The 22094-nt window shown below is 34.0% G+C and carries 23 protein-coding genes; 22 read left to right on the top strand and 1 reads right to left on the bottom strand.

Annotated features, from left to right (window positions below):
- Nucleotides 1-15 precede the first annotated feature (15 nt).
- The 5 genes from corA to AW14_RS09700 all read left to right on the top strand — a co-directional run bounded on the left by corA (nucleotide 16) and on the right by AW14_RS09700 (nucleotide 7331).
- Nucleotides 16-1083: a magnesium/cobalt transporter CorA gene (gene corA, locus AW14_RS09720; protein WP_044638629.1), complete on the top strand. Its 1068-nt coding sequence runs from the start codon at nucleotides 16-18 to the stop codon at nucleotides 1081-1083.
- Between the two features lie 79 nt (nucleotides 1084-1162).
- Entirely contained in the window at nucleotides 1163-3688 is a 2526-nt protein-coding gene (locus AW14_RS09715; RefSeq protein WP_044638628.1) for a PIG-L family deacetylase, read from the top strand.
- Nucleotides 3689-3802: 114 nt separating this feature from the next.
- A complete protein-coding gene (locus AW14_RS09710) occupies nucleotides 3803-5575 on the top strand; it encodes a sodium:solute symporter (RefSeq protein WP_044638627.1) in 1773 nt (590 codons plus the stop codon).
- A complete protein-coding gene (locus tag AW14_RS09705; RefSeq protein ID WP_044638626.1) occupies nucleotides 5572-6558 on the top strand; it encodes a Gfo/Idh/MocA family protein in 987 nt (328 codons plus the stop codon). Before AW14_RS09710 ends, AW14_RS09705 begins: the two co-directional genes overlap by 4 nt.
- Before the next feature lie 68 nt (nucleotides 6559-6626).
- On the top strand, nucleotides 6627-7331 hold the full coding sequence (locus AW14_RS09700) for a DsbA family oxidoreductase (RefSeq protein ID WP_044638625.1): 705 nt from the start codon (nucleotides 6627-6629) through the stop codon (nucleotides 7329-7331).
- Between the two features lie 94 nt (nucleotides 7332-7425).
- On the opposite strand, the gene AW14_RS09695 is transcribed toward AW14_RS09700, so the two are convergent.
- On the bottom strand, nucleotides 7426-8277 hold the full coding sequence (locus AW14_RS09695; protein ID WP_044638624.1) for a DUF2911 domain-containing protein: 852 nt from the start codon (nucleotides 8275-8277) through the stop codon (nucleotides 7426-7428).
- 170 nt (nucleotides 8278-8447) lie between these two features.
- Here AW14_RS09695 and AW14_RS09690 point away from each other — a divergent pair, with 170 nt between their 5' ends.
- The 17 genes from AW14_RS09690 (at nucleotide 8448) to AW14_RS09615 (ending at nucleotide 22048) form a co-directional block, all read left to right on the top strand.
- Nucleotides 8448-9122 (top strand): MIP/aquaporin family protein, encoded by a 675-nt coding sequence (locus AW14_RS09690; RefSeq protein WP_262506695.1) that lies wholly within the window; start codon nucleotides 8448-8450, stop codon nucleotides 9120-9122.
- A gap of 212 nt (nucleotides 9123-9334) precedes the next feature.
- The gene (locus AW14_RS09685) at nucleotides 9335-9991 is read left to right on the top strand and encodes a TetR family transcriptional regulator C-terminal domain-containing protein (protein WP_044639589.1); all 657 of its coding nucleotides are present in this window, start codon (nucleotides 9335-9337) and stop codon (nucleotides 9989-9991) included.
- Between the two features lie 6 nt (nucleotides 9992-9997).
- Entirely contained in the window at nucleotides 9998-11308 is a 1311-nt protein-coding gene (locus AW14_RS09680) for an ABC1 kinase family protein (protein WP_044638623.1), read from the top strand.
- 2 nt (nucleotides 11309-11310) lie between these two features.
- Complete coding sequence (locus AW14_RS09675) at nucleotides 11311-11940, top strand: flavin reductase family protein (protein WP_044638622.1); 630 nt, start codon at nucleotides 11311-11313, stop codon at nucleotides 11938-11940.
- 92 nt (nucleotides 11941-12032) lie between these two features.
- On the top strand, nucleotides 12033-13457 hold the full coding sequence (locus AW14_RS09670) for an SDR family oxidoreductase (protein WP_044638621.1): 1425 nt from the start codon (nucleotides 12033-12035) through the stop codon (nucleotides 13455-13457).
- A gap of 39 nt (nucleotides 13458-13496) precedes the next feature.
- A complete protein-coding gene (locus AW14_RS14705) occupies nucleotides 13497-13637 on the top strand; it encodes a DUF2256 domain-containing protein (protein WP_084708851.1) in 141 nt (46 codons plus the stop codon).
- Nucleotides 13607-14920 carry a DASH family cryptochrome gene (locus tag AW14_RS09665; protein ID WP_044638620.1) on the top strand — a complete coding sequence of 438 codons (1314 nt, stop codon included), beginning with the start codon at nucleotides 13607-13609 and terminating at the stop codon, nucleotides 14918-14920. The genes AW14_RS14705 and AW14_RS09665 overlap by 31 nt, the downstream gene beginning before the upstream one ends.
- Before the next feature lie 59 nt (nucleotides 14921-14979).
- Nucleotides 14980-16512: a cryptochrome/photolyase family protein gene (locus AW14_RS09660; RefSeq protein WP_044638619.1), complete on the top strand. Its 1533-nt coding sequence runs from the start codon at nucleotides 14980-14982 to the stop codon at nucleotides 16510-16512.
- Between the two features lie 6 nt (nucleotides 16513-16518).
- A complete protein-coding gene (locus tag AW14_RS09655) occupies nucleotides 16519-18003 on the top strand; it encodes a cryptochrome/deoxyribodipyrimidine photo-lyase family protein (protein WP_044638618.1) in 1485 nt (494 codons plus the stop codon).
- A gap of 103 nt (nucleotides 18004-18106) precedes the next feature.
- Complete coding sequence (locus AW14_RS09650; protein ID WP_044638617.1) at nucleotides 18107-18538, top strand: hypothetical protein; 432 nt, start codon at nucleotides 18107-18109, stop codon at nucleotides 18536-18538.
- Nucleotides 18538-18807 (top strand): TIGR03643 family protein, encoded by a 270-nt coding sequence (locus AW14_RS09645; RefSeq protein ID WP_044638616.1) that lies wholly within the window; start codon nucleotides 18538-18540, stop codon nucleotides 18805-18807. Before AW14_RS09650 ends, AW14_RS09645 begins: the two co-directional genes overlap by 1 nt.
- A 55-nt stretch (nucleotides 18808-18862) precedes the next feature.
- Nucleotides 18863-19558, top strand: coding sequence for a GTP cyclohydrolase I FolE (gene folE / locus AW14_RS09640; protein ID WP_044638615.1), 696 nt, complete (start codon nucleotides 18863-18865; stop codon nucleotides 19556-19558).
- A 6-nt stretch (nucleotides 19559-19564) separates the two neighbouring features.
- Nucleotides 19565-19795 carry a hypothetical protein gene (locus AW14_RS09635; RefSeq protein ID WP_044638614.1) on the top strand — a complete coding sequence of 77 codons (231 nt, stop codon included), beginning with the start codon at nucleotides 19565-19567 and terminating at the stop codon, nucleotides 19793-19795.
- 2 nt (nucleotides 19796-19797) lie between these two features.
- Nucleotides 19798-20481, top strand: coding sequence for an SDR family NAD(P)-dependent oxidoreductase (locus tag AW14_RS09630; protein WP_044638613.1), 684 nt, complete (start codon nucleotides 19798-19800; stop codon nucleotides 20479-20481).
- Between the two features lie 26 nt (nucleotides 20482-20507).
- Nucleotides 20508-21026, top strand: a complete 519-nt coding sequence (locus tag AW14_RS09625) for a glutathione peroxidase (protein WP_044639588.1) — start codon at nucleotides 20508-20510, stop codon at nucleotides 21024-21026.
- 81 nt (nucleotides 21027-21107) lie between these two features.
- Complete coding sequence (locus AW14_RS09620) at nucleotides 21108-21569, top strand: TspO/MBR family protein (protein WP_044638612.1); 462 nt, start codon at nucleotides 21108-21110, stop codon at nucleotides 21567-21569.
- Between the two features lie 14 nt (nucleotides 21570-21583).
- Nucleotides 21584-22048 carry an SRPBCC family protein gene (locus AW14_RS09615; RefSeq protein WP_044638611.1) on the top strand — a complete coding sequence of 155 codons (465 nt, stop codon included), beginning with the start codon at nucleotides 21584-21586 and terminating at the stop codon, nucleotides 22046-22048.
- The last annotated feature ends 46 nt before the right edge of the window (nucleotides 22049-22094 follow it).

The following is a 22094-nucleotide window of genomic DNA, read 5'->3' as shown; positions in this document are numbered from 1 at the left end:
CATTATATTTAAATCATGGCTAAAAAGCGAAATAAAAAAGCTCACAAAAAAATTGGTTCGGTTCCTGGTAGCGTTATTTACACCGGTAATAAAGAATCGAAAGAATTGTTTATTGAAGTTTTCGATTATAACCATGATAAATTTCTAGAAAAACAATTAAATAAGGTCGAAGACACCTTCGATTTTAAACTAAACGATTGTGTTTCCTGGATTAATCTTAACGGATTAAATCACGTTGATAGCATCGAAAAATTAGGCTTGCATTTTAATTTACATCCTCTCGTTTTAGAAGATATTGTAAACATTTCACAGCGTCCTAAAATTGATGAATACGAGGATTATATTTTTTTAGTCCTAAAAATGCTTTATTACGATGGAGACGAAAATATCATTTCAGAACAGGTTAGCTTTATTTTAGGTCCGAATTACGTTTTATCATTCCAAGAATCGGAAGGTGATGTGTTTGATAGCGTTCGAGATCGCATCCGTCAAGGAAAAGGTCGCGTACGAACCATGAATGCCGATTACCTGTTGTACATTTTAATGGACTCTATTATAGATTATTATTTTAATGTCATAGAAACGCTTGGCTATAAAATTGAAGATTTAGAAACCGATATTTTTCTTGGAAATGTTGAAAACACCATCAATAAAGACATTAGAGATTTAAAGAAAGAAATTCTACGTGTTCGACGTGCCATTTTTCCGCTTCGCGAAGTTATAAGTCGTATTGAAAAACACGACAGCCACCTCATTGCATCTACTACAAAAAACTATTACAGAGATATTTACGACCATTTAATTCAAGTATCGGAAAACATTGATATTTACCGGGAAATGATTTGGAGTTTAATGGATATGTACATGACAACCATTAGCAATAAAATGAATGAAGTTATGAAAGTTCTAACCATCATGGCTTCCATTTTTATTCCCCTAACATTTATTGCTGGTATTTACGGTATGAATTTCGATTACATCCCAGAATTACATTTTAAATATTCTTATTTCATTTTATGGGGTGTAATGATTATGCTTTTTGTTGCCATGCTTATTTATTTTAAACGAAAAAAATGGCTTTAACTTAAAGTTAAAGAAACATTAAAAGCACCTTATTCCCTACTTTACTTTGCTATATTTGAATTTGGTAAAACTACTATTCATGCAAAAAACAATACTTACTTTATTCCTTACAGTATTCACATTTTCCTTTATAAACGCCCAAAAACCTCAAACACCTGCTGCTTCAGAGATTTATGAGTCTTTACAGAAACTTAATTTTTTAGGGTCTGTTTTATATATTGCTGCGCATCCAGACGACGAAAATACCAGGCTAATTTCATACATGTCTAATCAGGTAAAGGCCAGAACAGCTTATTTGTCGTTAACGCGTGGCGATGGCGGACAAAACCTTATCGGACCTGAAATTAGAGAACTTCTTGGAGTTATTCGTACTCAAGAACTTCTAGCAGCCAGACGGGTTGATGGTGGCGAACAACGTTTTACTCGAGCCAACGATTTTGGCTTTTCAAAACATCCAGATGAAACGCTCGATATTTGGAATAAAGATGCCGTTTTAAACGATGTTGTTTTGGCAATTAGACAGTTTAAACCCGATATTATTATTAATCGTTTCGACCACAGAACTCCAGGAACCACACATGGCCACCACACCAGTTCTGCCATGTTAAGTTTTGAAGCTTTCGATTTGGCAGGAAACAAATCGGCATATCCAAACCAATTAAAAAACACCCAAGTATGGCAACCAAAACGCCTGTTTTTTAACACGAATTCTTGGTTTTACCGCAGTCAGGAAGATTTCGATAATGCCGACAAATCTAAAATGTCAACCTTCGATATTGGCGTATATTACCCGCTTAAAGGCATGTCTAACAACGAAGTAGCTTCGCTTGCTAGCAGTCAACATTTATGTCAAGGTTTTGGACGATTAATGCAACGCGGTTCACAAAAAGAATACATCGAATTTTTAAAAGGTGAACCACTAAATAATAAAGAAAATATTTTTGAAGGCATAGACACCTCATGGAATCGTATAAAAGGTGGTGCAGCTATTGGCACTATTTTAAATGCTGTTGAAAAGAATTTCAATTTCACCAATCCGTCTTCGCATCTGCCTCAACTTATGGAAGCATACAAACTACTTCAAAATATTGAAGACGCCCATTGGAAAACACAAAAAACCAAAGAATTAAAATCAATTATAGAAATGTGTGCTGGTTTGTATTTAGAAGCTTCAGCCGAAACACCTTCAACCACATTAAATCAATCTGTAAAAATTAATATTGAAGCCTTAAACAGAAGCAATCAAAACATTATTTTAGAAAGTATTTCTCAAAACGACGGAAAGACCATTCAAAAACAAATAGAGTTAAAAAACAATGATGATGAGTCCTTCAAAACAGATTATTTTATTGCTCCCGATGCCGCTTACACATCGCCATACTGGCTTAACGAAAAAGGAACTTTAGGCATGTATCGTGTTGATGATGAAGCTTTAATAGGGAAACCAGAAACACCAAGAAGTGTTATTATAAACTTCCATTTAAAAATAAACAACACCCCTATAACCCTATCGAAGCCAGTTGTTTACAGATACTCAAAACCAGACAAAGGCGAATTATATCGTCCGTTTGAAATCATTCCAGAAGCCTCTGCTAAACTTGAAGAAAAAGTCATCATTTTTAGTAACGACAAAGCCCACGATATTCGTGTTATTGTAAAAGCTGGTCGCGACAAATTAGAAGGATTTATTAGCATGTCGCATGAAAAAAACTGGCTTGTTTATCCTGAAAAACAAAAAATTGAAATTGCTAATAAAGGTGAAGAACAAATTGTGACTTTTACTGTAATTCCAGCTAAAAATCAAACCGAAGCTTTTATAAATCCTGTGATTCATATAAAAGATAAAACATACACAAAAGAATTGGTTGAGATTGATTATGAGCATATTCCTTATCAAACAGTTCTGCTGCCAAGTGAAGCTAAAGTAGTTCGATTGGATATCAAGAAAAAAGGCGAAAACATTGCCTATATTACTGGTGCTGGCGATGTGGTTCCAGAAAGTTTAAAGCAAATAGGTTACCAGGTTCTTACCCTAGAACCCGAAGCCATTACTCAAGAAACCTTAAGCAGATTTGATGCCGTTGTTGTTGGAATTAGAGCTTACAACATTGTTGATGCCCTAAAGTTTAAACAGCAAATTTTATTCGATTTTGTTAAAAATGGTGGTAATATGATTGTGCAATACAACACCAACAGAGGCTTAAAAACAAACGAGTTGGCGCCTTATAGTTTAAGTTTATCGAGAGATCGCGTAACCGATGAAAACTCTAAGGTAACTATTTTAAATCCGGAGCATCCTATTTTAAATTATCCGAATAAAATCACCCAAGATGATTTTAATGGATGGACTCAAGAACGCGGACTGTATTTCCCCGATTCATGGGACAGTCATTTCACACCTATTTTATCGATGCACGATAAAGACGAAACTGCCAAAGACGGAAGTTTACTGGTAGCGCCTTACGGAAAAGGATATTATATATACACTGGTTTAAGCTTTTTTAGAGAGTTCCCTGCGGGCGTTTCTGGTGCCTACAGGCTGTTTGCTAATATGCTATCTATTGGAAAAGAAGATTTAAAAGACACTGCAAAAATAAACGACTAACCATGAGCGAAGATAAAGGTCCGAAACAACGTTGGTTAAAGCTTTACAGCCTGGTTTTGTTAGCTAATATGGCTTACATTATTTTGTTTTATTTAATAATGAAAGCGTTTTAACATGCAAACACTAAGCTTTATAGATTGGAGTATTCTTATCGCCACCTTACTAGCTATTGTTGGTTACGGAACTTGGCAAACCCGTGGTAGCAAAAACGTTCAAGATTATTTAAAAGGTGGCAACACCTCTAAGTGGTGGACTATCGGTTTGTCGGTAATGGCAACTCAAGCAAGTGCTATTACCTTTTTATCGACGCCGGGGCAAGCGTTTAATGATGGTATGGGCTTTGTGCAGTTTTATTTTGGTTTGCCCATTGCCATGATTATTATTTGTTTAGTATTTATCCCATTATATCATAGATTAAAAGTCTATACAGCATACGAATTTTTAGAAAAGCGATTCGATGTAAAAACAAGAACCCTTACCGCAATTTTATTTTTAATACAACGTGGTTTAGCCGCTGGAATTACCATTTTTGCGCCAGCTATAATTCTTTCGGTCGTATTGGGCTGGAATTTACTCTATCTAAATATTGTCATTGGTATTCTGGTTATTATTTACACCGTTTCTGGAGGAACACGCGCTGTAAATGTCACTCAGAAACATCAAATGGTTGTTATTTTTATTGGTATGCTTGTGGCGTTTTTTATTATTGTTAGTAAACTTCCTGCAGATATTACTTTTACAAAAGCATTAAAAATAGCCGGAGCCAGTGGTAAAATGGAAATTCTAGATTTTTCATTCGATTTAAATAATCGCTACACTTTTTGGAGTGGTATTATTGGAGGTACGTTTTTAATGTTATCGTATTTTGGTACCGACCAAAGTCAGGTGCAGCGCTATTTATCTGGGAAATCATTAAAAGAAATGCAATTAGGCTTAATTTTTAACGGCCTTTTAAAAGTTCCTATGCAATTCTTTATTTTGCTAGTAGGCGTTATGGTTTTTGTGTTTTACCAATTTAATGAAGCGCCTTTAAATTTCAATCCTACGGCCACAGCAATAGTGTTGAACTCAGATAAAAAAGAAGTTTATAATGCCTTGCAAAATGAACAACAAGTTTTATTTAACGATAAAAAAGAACTTATTGAAGCTTATTTGGTAGACCCAGACAATGCAAGCATACAAAAGGAAATAAAATTTGTTAACCAACAAAATAAAGCTAATAAAAACGAAGCTATTAAGCTTATTAATCAAGTAGCGGCATCTCAACAAATTAAAGTAGAGAGCAACGACAAAGATTATGTTTTTATACATTTCATATTAAACAATTTACCACGAGGCCTTATAGGGCTTTTGCTGGCTGTAATATTAAGTGCAGCTATGTCTAGTACTTCCAGCGAGTTAAATGCATTAGGTTCGACTACAACCATCGATTTATACAAGCGTAACACCAGCGATAAAACCGAAGAAGATATGGTAAAAGCCTCAAAATGGTTTACCTTACTTTGGGGCATTATTGCTATTGGTGTAGCCTGTATTGCCAATCTGGCTGAAAACTTAATTCAATTGGTAAATATTATAGGTTCTATATTTTATGGCAATGTTTTGGGCATTTTCATGTTAGCATTCTTTTTTAAATCGGTTCGTGGAAACGCTGTTTTTATAGCTGCAGTCATTACACAACTTATAATTATAGCCCTTTATTTATTGAATGCTTACGAGCTAATTAATCTGCCATTTTTATGGTTAAATTTTGTAGGTTGTGTTCTGGTAATAATTAGTAGTTTACTTTTCGAGTTTAAGCGTATAACAAAACTCGATAAAGGTATTTTAGCCTTTTTAATTCTTATCTTTGGCTATTTTAGTTATTTAATTTTACAAAATACATGAGTATTCCCTTTCAAAATAGAAAAATTCGTTGGGGTATTATAGGTTTGGGAAGCATTGCAAACAAGTTTGCAGCCGATTTACTTACCATTGAAAATGCCGAATTATATGCTGTAGCATCTCGTAATCAAGAAAAAGCCGATGCCTTTGCTAAAAATTACCATGCCAAGAAAGCATACAACAGTTACGAAGCCCTGGCTAAAGACTCAAATGTAGATGCCGTTTATATTGCTACCCCACATGCATTACATAAAGAAAACACCTTATTATGTTTAGAAAATGGTATTGCAGTATTATGTGAGAAACCATTTGCCATGAATGCTCTAGAGGTAAATGATATGATTGCTAAAGCAAAAGAAAAAAACGTGCTTTTAATGGAAGCGCTTTGGACTTATTTCCTGCCACACTACCAATATGTACTCGACCTATTTAATAACAAAACCTACGGAAATATCACTAAACTTGAAGCCGACTTTGGCTTTGAAAGACCTTACGATACCAGTAGCAGACTTTTTAACAAAGAGCTTGGTGGAGGAAGCCTTTTAGATATTGGTATCTACCCTATTTTTGCAGCATTATCTACTTTAGGATTACCAAAAAACCTAGAAGCCCATGCTACTTTTTTCGAAAATGGTGCCGACTCCAGCTGTAGTATGGTATTTAATTATTCTAATAATGTAAAGGCGTATTTAAAAAGTTCACTAATACAAACATTACCAACACAAGCCATATTTTATTTCGAACATGCCACTGTAAAAATTAACACCATGTTCCATATGCCTACAACAGTTTCAATAATTAAAAACGATAAAGAAACCATTAAAGATTTCAACTACAATACCATTGGTTACAATTTTGAAGCCATACATTTCAATCAATTGCTTATGGATGGTAAAACCGAAAGCGACATCATGACTTTTGCTATTAGTCAAAACATCATAAAAATGCTTGACACTGTTAGACAAACCATAGGTTTAAATTATTAAATTCTGAAATAATACTGTAGGTTTTTAATATTTATTACGTCAAATAAAAAACATTAAAAAAAATAAAAATGAATATAAGTATCTGGTCCGATATTAGATGCCCGTTTTGTTATATTGGTAAAAGAAAATTTGAAGCTGCATTATCTAAATTCCCACATAAAGATGCCATTACATTCGAATGGAAAAGTTTTGAATTAGATCCTACTTTAGAAACAAATACGAACATAAACGCTATCAATCACTTTATAGAATCTAAAGGTGTCGATGCAGATGACGCTTCAGAGATGTTTAATAACGTTACAGAAATGGCTTCAGAAGTAGGTTTAAACTTCAATTTAAATAACGCAGTAGTTGCAAATTCTTTAAACGCCCATCGTTTGTTGCATTTTGCTAAAACTTTAAATCGTTCTAACGAACTAAAAGAAGCCTTACTTAAAGCACATCTGGAAGAAGGAAAAAATATAGACGACTTAGAGGTATTAATTGAAATAGCCTCAACCGTTGGCATTGACAAAAACGATGCAAAAACCGTATTAACATCAGAGCAGTATACCTACGACGTTCGCCAAGACCAGATGGAAGCCAGAAATCTGGGAATTAATGCTGTTCCATTTTTTGTAATAAACAATAAATATGGAATTTCAGGCGCTCAACCAGAAAGCGTTTTTGCCAAAAACCTAGAAAAAATTTGGGAAGAAACGAATAAAAGCCCATTAAAAATGGCCGAAGTTAGCAACGATAATACCTGTGACATAAACGGTAATTGTAATTAAAAATTTAAAAAAAAATAAGGAATAAAAAAAACGCAGCATTATCGATGCTGCGGTTTTTTAATATTATAATATCGTTATTAAACAGATACCTAATTTACATAGCGCCCCATTCTTTAAGAGCTTCCTTATTCATTTTAACATAATCGGCATTACCAGCTTTCTCAGAAGCTGCTAAAGATTTTTTAGCAATCTCAATAGCACCTTTTTTATCACCAGCCTTAGCATAAATTAAAGACTGTTGTCTTAATTGCCAAAATCCAACTTTATCACCTGCCATACTTATAGCCTTGTCCATCCAAGTTTTAGCCTGTTTAATGTCTTTTTCTTCTTGTAAATAGTAAACAGCCGCCGCATAATAATCGTTAGCCGTTGGAGTACCATTCATAACATAATTAATGTTGGCAAGCACCATATTATCGGTAGGAACTTCAATTTTAATACCAACATAGGTTTTTTCCCAAAGAATACCTAAAATAGCCGATCCACTCGTTAAATCATCAAAAGTCATTGTAAACGTTTCAATACTCATAGGTAAAGGATAAACATCGACATTTAGCATCGCCATCACTTTAGAATCATCCCATTTCTGTGGTATTCCCCAATTGGTAGTATCCGAATAAAAAACAACATTCCAAGATGTTTCATTTGGAGTCGCATAAATAGCATAAGTTCCTGCTTTTAAGTCATAATCTCCAACCTTTACATCGGTGCTAAACGTAATTTTCGTATTCGCATTGGCCCCTAATCGCCATAATTTTCCATAAGGCACTAAATCACCAAAAATCTTTCGATCACGCATGTTTGGTCTCGAATATTCTAACGTTACATCGGTTAAACCAACTTTCTGTTCCACTTTCGAAAACGGACTCGGTTGCGGTGTTACTATTTGAGCATTAACAACATAAGATGCTGTAACACTTAAAAAAAGTAGTAATAATTTTTTCATTTTTATAATTGTTTTTTAATTTAAAATAAGTTCTAAATTTACTTAATATTAAATTCTAATTTGTTAACAAAACCTTAAATTAAGGTATTGTATATTTGCCCAATAAATAAATTTGGGCGTTACCCAAGGGTCGGGCTTTCGGCTATATCTTTTGCAGAAAAAGCAAAAGGATGCCGCCTCAATCCCTAACGCAAAAACAAACTATGAAGAAATTTTACGCCGAAATGATTGGCACCTTTGCCATGATATTTTGTGGTTGTGGCGCGATGACAATTAACGAAATAACTAACGGGAGTATTACCCACGTTGGTGTTGCTGCCACCTGGGGACTTATTGTCATGGCCATGATTTATGCTTTTGGCGAAACTTCTGGGGCGCATTTTAATCCTGCTGTAACCCTCGGATTTGCATTAGCTAAAAAATTCTCTTGGAATAAAGTACCTAAATACATTTTAGCACAGGCTACAGGTGGCATTTTAGCCGCATGTATGCTCTGGTTTTTATTCCCAGAAAGTCAGTTTTTAGGAGAAACAACCCCTGCCGTTGGGTTTCCACCTTATAAAGCTGCCATTTTAGAAGCGCTTTTAACCTTTTTCCTCATGGTAGTTATTTTAAAAGTGTCCTCAGGAAGCAAAGAAATTGGTACTATGGCAGCCATTGCCGTTGGTGGTGTTATTTTACTGGAAGCCATGTTTGCTGGTCCCATGACAAAAGCCTCCATGAATCCCATTCGCTCTATAGCCCCTGCACTATTCACTGGTAACTTCGAACACCTTTGGCTGTATATTGTAGCCCCTATTTTAGGAGCTAGCCTTGGAGTATTAAGCTGTAAATTTGGTAAATAAATAAAATTTAGCACCCACTTTTTTTAAAATTTCATTAAAAATCAAAAGCCATTTGATAAAATGTATTTTTTGCATAAAAAACCAATTATCAAAAAAAATTTAATGTAAAATCCTGACAATACTAATTATACGTTAAATTTTACAAATTTTGTTTAACTTTTATTGAAATGTATTAAACATTTTATATCTTTATGCTGTTAAAATTAAATCTAATGGCAAAAAAGAAAACAATAAGCGAAAACGATATCATGTCTTTATATATGGATTATGTTTTAGAGCATAACTCCAACCCAAAATCTGTATATAGTTTTGCTAAAGCAAACAATTTTGATGAAGCTTTATTCTATAATTATTTTGGGTCTTTCGAGGCTATTGAAAAACATATTCTAAAAGCGTTTTTTGATAATGCAATTCAGATTTTAGACAAAAACGAAGACTATCAAAATTTCGATGCTCGAAATAAATTATTAAGTTTTTACTTTACTTTTTTTGAAATTCTAACAGCCAACAGAAGTTATGTTGTTTATGCTCTAGAATCCAACAAAAAGAATTTAAAAGCTTTACTAAAACTTTCAGAATTAAAGAAAGCTTTTACAAACTACATAGATCATTTAGACATAGAAACGCTTGATATTAAACAGGCTACTATCGACAAAATTCAAAAGAAAGCGATACAGGAATCTGCATGGGCACAATTGCTTGTTACCATGAAATTTTGGTTAGAAGATACATCGGCTGGAATTGAAAAAACAGATATTTTTATTGAAAAAGCAGTCAACACCAGCTTCGATATTTTAAATATAGCGCCCCTAAAAAGCGTGATTGACTTTGGAAAATTTCTTTTCAAAGAAAAAATGCAAATGAACTAATATCCTATGAAAACTATTAATAGCATTCCAACTTCAAAAATTCAACGCGCCAGTAAACTGGTGTCTACTGGCGCAAAAGTTGGAGTAAATTATTTAAAATATTATGGCGACAAAATCACTAAAACCGAGGAAGAAGCTAAAGAAACACTAAACAAAAATAACGCAGAAGATATTTACGATAGCTTAAAGCAACTTAAAGGAAGTGCTTTAAAAGTAGCTCAAATGTTAAGCATGGAGAAAAGCATTTTGCCTCAGGCTTATGTGGAGAAATTTTCGCTATCACAATTTTCTGTACCACCGCTTTCGGCACCATTGGTGTCTAAAACATTTAAAAAATACTTTGGGAAACTACCAAGCCAAATTTACGACTCCTTCAACCTTAACTCTGTGAACGCTGCTAGTATTGGTCAAGTGCATGTAGCAGAAAAGGACGGGAAAAAACTTGCTGTGAAAATTCAATATCCGGGAGTCGCAGAAAGCATTGCTTCCGATTTGGCTTTGGTAAAACCCATTGCTATTAAAATGTTTAATATTAAAGGAAAAGACTCTGATAAGTATTTTAAAGAAGTAGAAAACAAATTGGTTGAAGAAACCAATTATATTTTAGAAGTACAACAAAGCAAAGCCATTGCCGAAGCCTGTAAACACATTCCTAATTTAAAATTTCCAAACTATTACGAAGCCTTATCATCGGAGCGTATTATAACCATGGATTGGATGGATGGCGAACATCTTTCTGAATTTACAGCTCATAATACAGACCAAGAAAAGGCCGATAAATTAGGTCAGGCACTATGGGATTTTTATATGTTTCAAATGCATGTGCTTAAAAAAGTTCATGCCGACCCACATCCTGGTAACTTTCTGGTTTCAAAAGAAGCAGAGCTTATTGCTCTCGATTTTGGTTGTATGAAAGAAGTTCCAAACGAATTTTATAAACCTTACTTCGAGTTGGCTAAAAAAGAAAGCATTAATAATCCGAAAGTTTTTAATGAAAAAATGTTCGAATTAGAGATTTTAAGACCCGATGATTCTAAAGAAGAATTAGCCTTTTTCTCGGCCATGTTTCACGAGATGCTTAGTTTGTTTACCCAGCCTTTTCACGCAGAAACTTTCGATTTTTCTAACCCCGATTTCTTTAATGCTATTTCAGAAATGGGACAACGTTACAGTAAAAGCACCGAGCTTCGTAAAATGAATGGTAACAGAGGTTCTAAGCATTTCATTTATATAAATAGAACGTTTTTCGGACTTTACAATTTAATGTTCGATTTAAAATCGAAAAATATAAAAATTAACAACTTTATAAATTTATAGGAATGACATTTAATACTGAAGCCATTGAAGCGCTTCCTCATTTATATCAAATAAACCTAATTAATAGTTGTTCTGGTTACAAATCGGCAAATTTAATTGGAACCAAATCTAACAGCGGATTAGAAAATGTGGCTGTTTTTAGTTCCATCACTCACATAGGGTCTAACCCACCGCTTTTAGGCTTTTTTTTAAGACCAACAACGGTTCCTAGAAACACCTACGAAAACATCAAAGAAAATGGGTTTTATACCATCAATCATATCCACCAAGATATTATTGAAGATGCGCATCATACATCGGCTAAATACGATAAATCGGTTTCAGAATTCGATGTTACACAATTAGAATCTGAATATAAAAACAATCATTTTGCGCCATTTGTAGCCAATTCACCCTTACAATTGGCTATGGAATATATTGAAGAATATCCAATAAAGTCAAACGGAACCATTTTAATTATTGGTAAAATAAAAGAAATTTTTATTCAAGATGATTTAGTTGACACTGACGGTTTTATTAATCTTTCAAAAGGAAAAGTAGCCACTATTAACGGTTTAGATGGTTACAGTATCCCCGAACTAAAAACACGTTTTTCGTACCAACGGCCCAAAAAACAGAGCGTTAAATTATAACAAACCTGCAGCAGTATTCATTTTAATGCTATAATCTGAAGTTTGTTTCGTAATTTAATGTCTAATAATAATTTAACCGAATAGCTAAACCCATGAGAATTCTTATTACAGGAGCATCGGGATACATTGGCAAACGTATCATACCGTTATTATTAGAGGAAGGCCACACGTTAGTTTGCGCTGTTCGCGGAAAATTACGTACTGAACGTAAATACTCCGATGAAAAAAATCTGCATGTGGTAGAAGCCGATTTTTTAAAACCAGAAACCCTTCAAAACATTCCAAAAGATATTGACGCTGCATACTATTTGATTCATTCCATGTCAAATTCGGTAGACCAGTTTCATAAAATGGAGGAAGCCTGTGCAGTAAATTTCAAAAATTATATAGAAACCACCAACGTACAACAGGTTATTTACTTAAGTGGTATTACCAACGATACCAAGCTTTCTAAACACCTATTATCTCGAAAAAATGTAGAAGAAACTTTAAAATCCAATAGCTATGCGCTTACGGTTTTTAAAGCAGGTATTATCGTGGGTTCTGGTAGTGCGAGTTTTGAAATTATTAGGGATTTAGTTGAAAAGCTCCCCGTTATGATAGCCCCAAAATGGCTAAATACCAAAACCCAACCCATTGGTGTTCGCGATGTACTGGCGTTTTTAACTAAGGGTTTGGGCAAAAAAGAATTATACAATACCTCACACGATATTTTTGGTCCAGAAATTATGACTTACAAGCAAATGCTGTTAGAATTTGCCAAAATAAGAAAACTTAAACGCTATATTTTAACAGTACCCGTTATGACGCCCAAACTATCGAGTTATTGGCTTTATTTTGTAACGTCTACCTCTTACAAACTGGCGTCTTCACTAGTAAACAGTATGGGTATAGAAATTATTGGTGAAAAAAGTAATATTAATGAATTGTTGGAGGTAAAACCCATGACATACCACCAGGCGGTCGAATTTGCCTTTGTTAAAATTGAAGGTAATGATATTATTTCTAGCTGGAAAGATGCTTTTATAAGTGGCCGAAATAAGAAACGTGCTTCATCAAAATATTTAAAAGTACCAAAACACGGTTGTTTTAAAGATATTAAAGAACAAAAGGTAAAAAACGAACAACGAACTCTTGAAAAAATTTGGGCTATTGGTGGCGAAAATGGTTGGTATTATGGCACTTTTTTATGGAAAATTAGAGGGTTTTTAGACAAAGCCGTTGGTGGCATTGGCTTACGTAGAGGTCGTACCAACAAAACCGACATCCACACGGGCGATGCGTTAGATTTTTGGCGTGTCTTGTTAGCCGATAAAGAACAAAAAAGACTCATTTTATTTGCCGAAATGAAACTTCCTGGCGAAGCTTGGTTAGAGTTTCAAGTGGCCAAAGGCAAAGTTTACCAACGTGCTACGTTTAGACCTCGTGGCATTTGGGGCAGACTCTATTGGTTCAGCGTTTTACCCTTTCATGGATTCATTTTTAAAGGCATGATTAATAAAATTGCGAATGCCTAATGTCACAGGAACGTTTGTAAATAATTTGAGTTGAAAAACATGAAAAAACAACAGCTTCCTACCAAAATATGTCTAACCTGTGGCTTACCATATACATGGCGAAAAAAATGGGAAAAGAACTGGGAAGAGGTAAAATATTGTAGTGAAAAATGCAGACGAAACAAAACAAAACAAGCCTAATTTGGTTTAGAAACGATTTACGAACGCACGATAACCTATCTATAAATAATGCTATAAAAAACAGTGAAAAAGTTATAGCTGTTTATTGTTTTGATCCTAAACAATTCGAAAATTCGGCTTTCGGTTTTAAAAAAACTGAAAAATTTAGAGCCCAATTTTTAATTGAAACCATTACCGATTTAAAGCAGCAACTTCAAAACATAAACATTCCACTTTTTGTTTATTTTGAAGCGCCTGAACAGGCCATTTCTCAGCTTTGTGATAGGTTTAAAATCGATGCTATATATCTTCAAAAGGAATGGACTTCAGAGGAAAATCAAGTTTTAAATGCCGTAAAAAATAAGGTTTCTAAAACCATTTCTTTTATTGAAACCTACGATCAGTTTTTATTTCATCCTGATGATCTTCCTTTTAACATCCATAACCTTCCTAAGGTTTTTACCGATTTTAGAAAAAAATGCGAGAAATATGCAGAGATAAGACCAGAAACCGTGCGTATTTCAGCAGAAAAAGAAAATTTTAATGTTGAAAACAACACGTCAATACCAACTTTAACCACTTTAGGGTTTGAGGCTTTTGAAACACATCCAAACAGTGCCTTCCCTTTTAAAGGTGGCGAAACAGAAGCTTTAAATCGCTTACAAGATTATTTTTTTAACACCAAAAAAATAGGCGTTTACAAAAAAACACGTAACGGATTAATAGGTACTGAGTTTAGCAGCAAATTTTCGCCTTGGTTGGCAAACGGTAGTCTTTCTGCAAAGCATATTTACTATCAAATTAAACACTTTGAAAAGGAACATTTTAAAAACGAATCGACTTACTGGCTCATTTTTGAACTTATTTGGCGCGATTATTTTAAATACGTCTCCCTAAAACATGGCAATGCTATTTTTAAGTTAGGTGGCATACTTGATAAAACGTATGATTGGTCTACCAACGAGACTAAAATCCAACAATGGATTGATGGTAAAACCAACGAGCCCTTTGTTAATGCCAACATGATTGAGCTTAAAAAAACGGGCTGGATGAGCAATCGTGGTCGCCAAAACGTAGCTAGTTATTTTGCAAAAACACTGGAACTGGATTGGCGCATTGGTGCCAGCTATTTTGAAAGTTTACTTATAGATTACGATGTGCACAGCAATTACGGTAATTGGATGTATGTTTCTGGTGTTGGCAACGACCCCAGAGACCGAACATTTAACGTAAAACTGCAAGCCGAGCGTTACGATAGCGATGGTAAACACCAGCGTTTGTGGTTGCAAGACACCTTATTTTAACCGTAAGTTCGAATATCTTGAGTTAAAACGAAGGATGTATCGAGAACAAAAATAAATTAATGAAAACACTTAGACTCATTCTTGGCGATCAATTAAACAGCAAACATAGTTGGTACAAAACCGACCAAAAAAATAGGGTTTACTGTTTGTTTGAATTGCGACAAGAAACCGATTATGTAACACATCACATTCAAAAAATAATCGGTTTTTTTGCAGCAATGCGTGCCTTTGCTAATCACTTAAAAAACGAAGGTTGTCAGGTTGAATATGTCACTTTAAACGACAAACAAAACACACAAAATCTTGTTGAAAACATTCAGTTTTTAATCAAAAAACATCAGATTGAAAAATTTGAATATCAGTTTCCAGACGAATATCGTTTAGACCAGCAATTAGCAGATTTCTGCAAAAATTTAGAGATTGAAAGTGAAGCTTTTTCAACAGAACATTTTTACACCAAACGCCACGATTTAAAAGATTTTTTTAAAGGTAAAAAACAATACCTCATGGAAAATTTTTATCGCGATATGCGTAAAAAACATGATATTTTAATGGTTGGCGACCAACCCGAAGGTGGCAAATGGAATTACGATAAAAGCAACCGCAACAAATGGAAAGGCGACCACAGCATACCAACATACAAATACTTTAAAAACGAGGTTTCAGATATTGTGGAGTTAATTGAAAATAGTAACATTAAAACCATTGGTAAGTTTGATACCAAAACTTTTAATTACCCCATTACCAGACAACAAGCGCTAGATCAACTTAAATATTTTTGTGAGGTATTATTAATTCATTTTGGCGATTATCAAGATGCCATGCATACAGATGAAGTCTATTTGTTTCACTCCAGGCTATCCTTTGCCATGAATTTAAAACTAATTTCACCAAAAAACATCGTCGATACGGTTTTAAATTATTGGCGCAAACATGGCGAAACCATAGACATTTCTCAGGTTGAAGGCTTTATTCGCCAAATTATTGGATGGCGCGAGTATATGCGAGGCATGTATTGGGCTTTAATGCCATATTATAAAAACCAAAACTATTTAGAAAACACCAATACCCTACCCGACTTTTTTTGGACAGGTAAAACCAAAATGAATTGCCTAAAACACGCCATAACCAATAGTTTAGACAATGGGTATGCGCACCACATCCAACGCTTAATGGTTACGGGCAATTATGCATTGTTAACACAAATCGACCCAGAGCAAGTAGATACTTGGTATTTAGGTATTTATGTGGATGCTATAGAATGGGTGCAACTTCCCAATACCCGAGGCATGAGTCAGTTTGCAGACGGCGGAAAAATTGCCACCAAACCTTATGTTTCCAGCGGAAGCTATATTAATAAAATGAGTAACTATTGCTCAAATTGCCATTACGATCATAAAGAAAAATTGGGTGATAAAGCTTGTCCGTTTAACAGTTTATATTGGGATTTTCTAGACAACAACCGTGATAAATTAGGCAATAATTTTAGAATGGGCATGATGTATAGCGTGTTAGATAAAATGGATAGAGACCAACTAACCCAAATGAAAGAACGTGCTGCCCAAATAATAGAAAACCCCGATAATTACTAATTTAAAGTGAAACAAAACCTAAGTATCGTATGGCTAAAACGCGATCTTCGTTTACAAGATAACGAAGCCATATACAATGCTTTAAACACCAAAAATAAGGTCTTACTCCTATACGTTTTTGAAGATTTTTTGCTTCAAGACAAGCACTACAGCAGGCGTCATTGGGATTTTGTAAAACAATCTATAGACGATTTAAACAATCAACTAAAACCCTATAATTCAAAAGTATTAGTCGTAAACGAAACGATTGAACACAGCATAGAATCACTTCAAAAAAACTACATGATATCGCAGGTGTTTTCTCATATGGAAACCGGCATCCTTTCAACCTTTAAACGCGATATCGCTTTCGCGGAATATTGTAAAAACGCAAACATTGTTTGGACAGAAAACATCAATAATGGCGTGCAACGCGGACTAACAAACCGAAATACCTGGTTTGAAGATTGGGATCGTTATATGATGCAAGCCGAATTTCAGTTTCAACCTAAAAAAGAGCAATTACTTAGTATTAGTGAAATTGAAAAATTAGAACAATCTTTTAAAACCGTATCGCTTCAAACCATTCCCAATAAAAATTTCCAAAAAGGTGGTAGCACAACGGGTTTAAAATATTTAAAATCGTTTTACAATGGGCGCTACAAAAATTACATGTTTCACATCTCAAAACCTTTAGAAGCCCGAACAGGTTGCAGCCGCTTGTCGCCTTACATCGCTTGGGGAAATCTTTCGGTTAAACAAGTGATTAATCAGGCTTCAAACGAAGTTAAAATAACCAAACACAAACGCCACTTAAATGCCTTTGTATCGCGTTTACGTTGGCAGGCGCATTTTATTCAAAAGTTTGAAATGGAACACCAAATGGAGTTTCATAGTGTAAACAAAGGCTATCATCAACTAAATAAACCTGTGAATTTAGAGTACCAAAATGCTTGGAAAAACGGACAAACAGGCTTTCCGTTAGTCGATGCCTGTATGCGTTGTTTAAACGAAACCGGTTACCTTAATTTTAGAATGCGCGCCTTAGTGGTTTCCTTTTTTACCCACAATTTATGGCAACCTTGGCAAGATTTAAGTGAGCATTTGGCCAGTTTATTTTTAGATTTTGAACCCGGCATCCATTACCCGCAAATACAAATGCAGGCTGGAGAAACTGGTATTAACATGTTGCGTATTTATAACCCATTAAAAAACAGCATCGAACACGACCCAGAAGGCAAATTTATTAAACAATGGGTACCAGAGTTGGCACATTTAGAGGCACCAATCATACACAACCCAAGCGAAATGACCTATTTTGACCAGCAATTATCTGGTTTTGAATTAGGAAAAGACTATCCCTTCCCCATTATTAATGAGAAAGAAACCCGCAAACACGCTAGTGATACGCTTTGGAATTTAAAAGATCATCCACTGGTTAAAAAAGAAAGTTATCGCATCTTAAAACGACATACTTTAAATGATCGCAATCGATTATTACGTAACCAATAGATTATTCTTATAAGACATCAGAAAATAATATATAAATTTTGTTTAATATTATCTAATAAAGGTTAAACATTTTGTATTTTTGATTAGATTCAAAAAAATAACCTTGATTATAGATTCAACATATACCAATAAAAGTAACGACCAATTAATTAATGATCTGGTTGGTAAGCCTTTTTCGTTATTAGAAAAAATAAAACTCAAAGGTATCGGTTCAAAACGAATGATTATAGAAAATGCTAGTGATAATTTAAAGCCCTATTTAAATACGGTTTCCGACGTTAACTATGCAAATCTAGAACTGCGACCTAGTGGAGTTTTGGTTAGAATAAATAAAGGGTTAGAAACTTTTGTTTGGGTTATTCCTTATTACCAATTGGTTATTTACAAAGTAAACGGTTCGAGTATTCATGCTCAGGGCAGATTTATTCAATTTAAAAACAGCAGGACTTTAAAAGAAAATAAATCATTTTTTAGAAAATTATTAGACAGAAAAGTTCTGTTCGATGAACAATTTAATTTCAATTACAATTTATAATGCTAAGTGACATAGAAATTGACCGTGTTATTGAAATGGCTTGGGAAGATCGCACACCATTTGAAGCTATAAAATTTCAATTTAACTTAACAGAAAAAGATGTTATAGACCTCATGCGTCGCGAAATGAAACCGAGTAGTTTCAAAATGTGGCGCAAACGGGTTCAGGGACGCGCCACCAAACACCAAAAATTAAGAGTATTTGAAAAAGGACGTTTTAAATGTTCCAGACAAAAACAAATTACGCATAACTCAATTTCAAAACGCTAACGTTGCTTTGCTTTAAGAGATGAGTACTTAAAGACAGCACATTAAAAAGATAACTATGAATTTAGAAACTTTAGACGCTAAAAAGAAAAACAAAAACAAATTAAACGGTATTTCTCATGAAACCATTGGAGACGACCACCTTTACACGGGGTTGGAAACACCTATGCGTAAAGATGCCTTCAAATTAACGGATAAAGAGAAGAAAGAGAAAATATCGCTTCTTTTTGAAGAAATTATGCACGTTATGGGATTGGATTTAACAGATGATTCGTTAAAAGGTACTCCCGATCGTGTCGCTAAGATGTATATCGATGAGATTTTTTCCGGATTAAATCCAGCCAACAAGCCACAAGTGGCTTTGTTTGAAAACAAATACCAATACAACCAAATGTTGGTTGAAAAAGACATAACATTCTACTCCAATTGCGAGCATCACTTTGTACCAATTATAGGAAAAGCGCATGTGGCATATATATCGTCTGGAAAAGTTATTGGCTTGTCTAAGTTAAATCGCATTGTTCAATATTACGCTAAACGACCACAGGTACAAGAACGATTAACCAATCAAATTGCCGAAGCTTTAAAAGACATTCTGGAAACCGAAGATGTTGCAGTTATTATTGATGCTAAACATTTATGCGTGTCTTCTAGAGGCATAAAAGATGATACTTCATCTACAGTAACCGTTTATTATGGTGGAAAGTTTAACACCACAGAAAAAATCACAGAGCTACAAAATTATTTAAAATAACAAGTTATGAGTACAATAGAAAAAGCTTTAGAATTTGAAAAAACGAAATTTAAATCTTTATCAACCAGCGAACGCGTTGAAATTTCTAGAAAAGCTAAAAGTCTTATTTTAGAATTAAACGAGATTTATAAAGTTAAAAAAGACGACAAAATAATGGATATTATGAAGCGTCTTACAGCTATTAAACGTAAAGTAGAAAAACGTTTATTAGGTAAACATTTATTAAACAACATATAAAAATGAAAACAATCATAGTAGTTGGTGGCAGTAAAGGCATAGGAAACGCTATTGTTACTAGCTTATTAAATGAAAATAAAGTAATTAACATAAGTAGGAACGCACCTCAACAAACACACGAAAATTTAAAGCATTTTAGTTGTGATGTTCTAACCGATGAGCTTCCCGAACTAACGGAAGCAGATAGTTTAATTTATTGTCCTGGAAGCATAAACTTAAAACCAATAGCACGATTATCGTTAGATGAATTTCGGGAAGATTTTGAAATAAATGTTATGGGGGCGGTTAAAGCCATACAAAAGTATTTGCCTGTTTTAAAAAATGGAGCGAAACCTTCTATTTTATTGTTTAGCACAGTTGCAGCTAAAATGGGTATGCCGTTTCATGCAAGTATAGCAGCTTCAAAATCGGGAGTTGAAGGTTTAGTAAAATCGTTGGGAGCAGAATTAGCACCAACAATTCGTATTAATGCCATCGCTCCAACAGTTACAAACACAGACTTAGCTTCCAAATTATTAAGAAACGAAAAAATGGTTGATGCCATAACAGACCGTCATCCTCTTAAAAAATTCTTAAATCCGGAAGAGGTTGCCGAAATGGCCGTATTTTTAACTTCCAATAAAGCAGCTTCTATTTCTGGACAAGTATTTCAAATGGACTGTGGTATTGTAACATTAAAAACTTAATAATGAAAAAATTAATAGTATTAACTATGTTTCTATCTTGCTTATTTAAAACGAATGCACAAACGGCTCCAACAGCGTCTATTTATGACATAAAAATAAATAGTCTAGATGGTTCGCCTATAAATTTATCTGATTACAAGGGGAAACACATCCTCTTTGTAAATGTAGCTTCAAAATGTGGCTTTACTGGACAATATGTAGACTTACAAAAACTATATGAAACCTATCAAGATAAACTTATGATTATTGGAGCACCTTGCAATCAGTTTGGTGGACAAGAGCCGGGAACCGTAAAGGAAATTCAAAATTTTTGTCAGGCAAATTATGGAGTAACCTTCGTAATGACCGAAAAACTAGATGTTAAAGGCACTAACCAGCACCCTCTGTATCAATGGCTTACCAAACAATCTATTAACGGAAAAACAGATTCTTCCGTAAAGTGGAATTTTCAAAAATATTTAGTAGACGGTAATGGGCATTTAGTAGATTATTATTTTTCGGCTACGAAGCCTTTAAGTGATAGTATTACCAAACATTTAAAATAAAGTGTTCACAACCCATCATCACCTAAGAATAAATACATGTTGTAAGCTGCTTTAGCGAAAAACAATAACCTTAAATTACCTATGAAAATTTTAAAATACTTTATTGTTTTTTTAATAATAAACTTTGGTGCATTAGCCATAGGTGTATGGTTAATGGAAAATGGCCCCCAAACACCTTGGTATTTAGACCTAAACAAAGCCCCTTGGACACCACCAGTATGGGTTTTTGGAGCAGCTTGGAGCACCATTATGCTATGTTTTTCTGTATATATGGCTTATTTATATAACGCATTACCAAACACAAAGGTTAAAATTTTATTTACCATACAATTTATATTAAATGTAGGTTGGAACTTTGTCTTTTTTAATCAGCATCTTATAGCTTTAGGACTTATTTTTATTCTGCTTTTAACTGCTATAGTAACTATATTTCTTAATGATTATAGAAAAGATTTAAAATACAAAACCTTGCTCATTGCACCCTACTTTTTATGGCTTTGTATCGCTTGTTCACTTAATCTCTACATTTTAATTCATAATTAATTTTAAAAAAACGAATGAAAATATATACGCTTCACAAAAAACAAAATTTACCCATAAGTATTGAACAAGCTTGGGATTTCTTGTCAGATCCAAAAAACTTAAAAGTTATAACACCAGATTATATGGGGTTTCATATTTTAAGTGGTGCAGACAGACCCATGTATGCAGGGCAAATAATTCAATACATTGTAACGCCTGTGCTGGGAATTAAAACCAAATGGGTAACCGAAATAACCCATGTTATTGATAAACATTATTTTGTAGATGAACAACGTTTTGGTCCCTATGCTTTATGGCATCACAAACACTTCATTAAAGAAATTAATGGTGGTATTGAAATGGAAGATATTATCGATTACAAAGTGCCTTTTGGTTTATTGGGGCAATTAGTACATCCTATTTTAGTAAAGCCAAAATTGGAAGAAATTTTTAATTACAGAACAAAAAAGTTAGAAGAACTTTTTGGTGTTTACAAATAAATATAGAAGTTAGCCTTTAGCTTGCTAACAATTAAATGTCTCTTAA

Origin of the sequence: Siansivirga zeaxanthinifaciens CC-SAMT-1, assembly GCF_000941055.1 — a bacterium.
Classification (GTDB): domain Bacteria; phylum Bacteroidota; class Bacteroidia; order Flavobacteriales; family Flavobacteriaceae; genus Siansivirga; species Siansivirga zeaxanthinifaciens.
This window is presented reverse-complemented; position numbering and strand designations above follow the sequence as displayed.

What these genes read in the sequence shown, in the direction of transcription:
- corA (WP_044638629.1), top strand. Translation starts at nt 16, where the DNA reads ATGGCTAAAAAGCGAAATAAAAAAGCTCACAAAAAAATTGGTTCGGTT.
- AW14_RS09715 (WP_044638628.1), top strand. Translation starts at nt 1,163, where the DNA reads ATGCAAAAAACAATACTTACTTTATTCCTTACAGTATTCACATTTTCC.
- AW14_RS09710 (WP_044638627.1), top strand. Translation starts at nt 3,803, where the DNA reads ATGCAAACACTAAGCTTTATAGATTGGAGTATTCTTATCGCCACCTTA.
- AW14_RS09705 (WP_044638626.1), top strand. Translation starts at nt 5,572, where the DNA reads ATGAGTATTCCCTTTCAAAATAGAAAAATTCGTTGGGGTATTATAGGT.
- AW14_RS09700 (WP_044638625.1), top strand. Translation starts at nt 6,627, where the DNA reads ATGAATATAAGTATCTGGTCCGATATTAGATGCCCGTTTTGTTATATT.
- AW14_RS09695 (WP_044638624.1), bottom strand. Translation starts at nt 8,277, where the DNA reads ATGAAAAAATTATTACTACTTTTTTTAAGTGTTACAGCATCTTATGTT.
- AW14_RS09690 (WP_262506695.1), top strand. Translation starts at nt 8,448, where the DNA reads ATGCCGCCTCAATCCCTAACGCAAAAACAAACTATGAAGAAATTTTAC.
- AW14_RS09685 (WP_044639589.1), top strand. Translation starts at nt 9,335, where the DNA reads ATGGCAAAAAAGAAAACAATAAGCGAAAACGATATCATGTCTTTATAT.
- AW14_RS09680 (WP_044638623.1), top strand. Translation starts at nt 9,998, where the DNA reads ATGAAAACTATTAATAGCATTCCAACTTCAAAAATTCAACGCGCCAGT.
- AW14_RS09675 (WP_044638622.1), top strand. Translation starts at nt 11,311, where the DNA reads ATGACATTTAATACTGAAGCCATTGAAGCGCTTCCTCATTTATATCAA.
- AW14_RS09670 (WP_044638621.1), top strand. Translation starts at nt 12,033, where the DNA reads ATGAGAATTCTTATTACAGGAGCATCGGGATACATTGGCAAACGTATC.
- AW14_RS14705 (WP_084708851.1), top strand. Translation starts at nt 13,497, where the DNA reads ATGAAAAAACAACAGCTTCCTACCAAAATATGTCTAACCTGTGGCTTA.
- AW14_RS09665 (WP_044638620.1), top strand. Translation starts at nt 13,607, where the DNA reads ATGCAGACGAAACAAAACAAAACAAGCCTAATTTGGTTTAGAAACGAT.
- AW14_RS09660 (WP_044638619.1), top strand. Translation starts at nt 14,980, where the DNA reads ATGAAAACACTTAGACTCATTCTTGGCGATCAATTAAACAGCAAACAT.
- AW14_RS09645 (WP_044638616.1), top strand. Translation starts at nt 18,538, where the DNA reads ATGCTAAGTGACATAGAAATTGACCGTGTTATTGAAATGGCTTGGGAA.
- folE (WP_044638615.1), top strand. Translation starts at nt 18,863, where the DNA reads ATGAATTTAGAAACTTTAGACGCTAAAAAGAAAAACAAAAACAAATTA.
- AW14_RS09635 (WP_044638614.1), top strand. Translation starts at nt 19,565, where the DNA reads ATGAGTACAATAGAAAAAGCTTTAGAATTTGAAAAAACGAAATTTAAA.
- AW14_RS09630 (WP_044638613.1), top strand. Translation starts at nt 19,798, where the DNA reads ATGAAAACAATCATAGTAGTTGGTGGCAGTAAAGGCATAGGAAACGCT.
- AW14_RS09625 (WP_044639588.1), top strand. Translation starts at nt 20,508, where the DNA reads ATGTTTCTATCTTGCTTATTTAAAACGAATGCACAAACGGCTCCAACA.
- AW14_RS09620 (WP_044638612.1), top strand. Translation starts at nt 21,108, where the DNA reads ATGAAAATTTTAAAATACTTTATTGTTTTTTTAATAATAAACTTTGGT.
- AW14_RS09615 (WP_044638611.1), top strand. Translation starts at nt 21,584, where the DNA reads ATGAAAATATATACGCTTCACAAAAAACAAAATTTACCCATAAGTATT.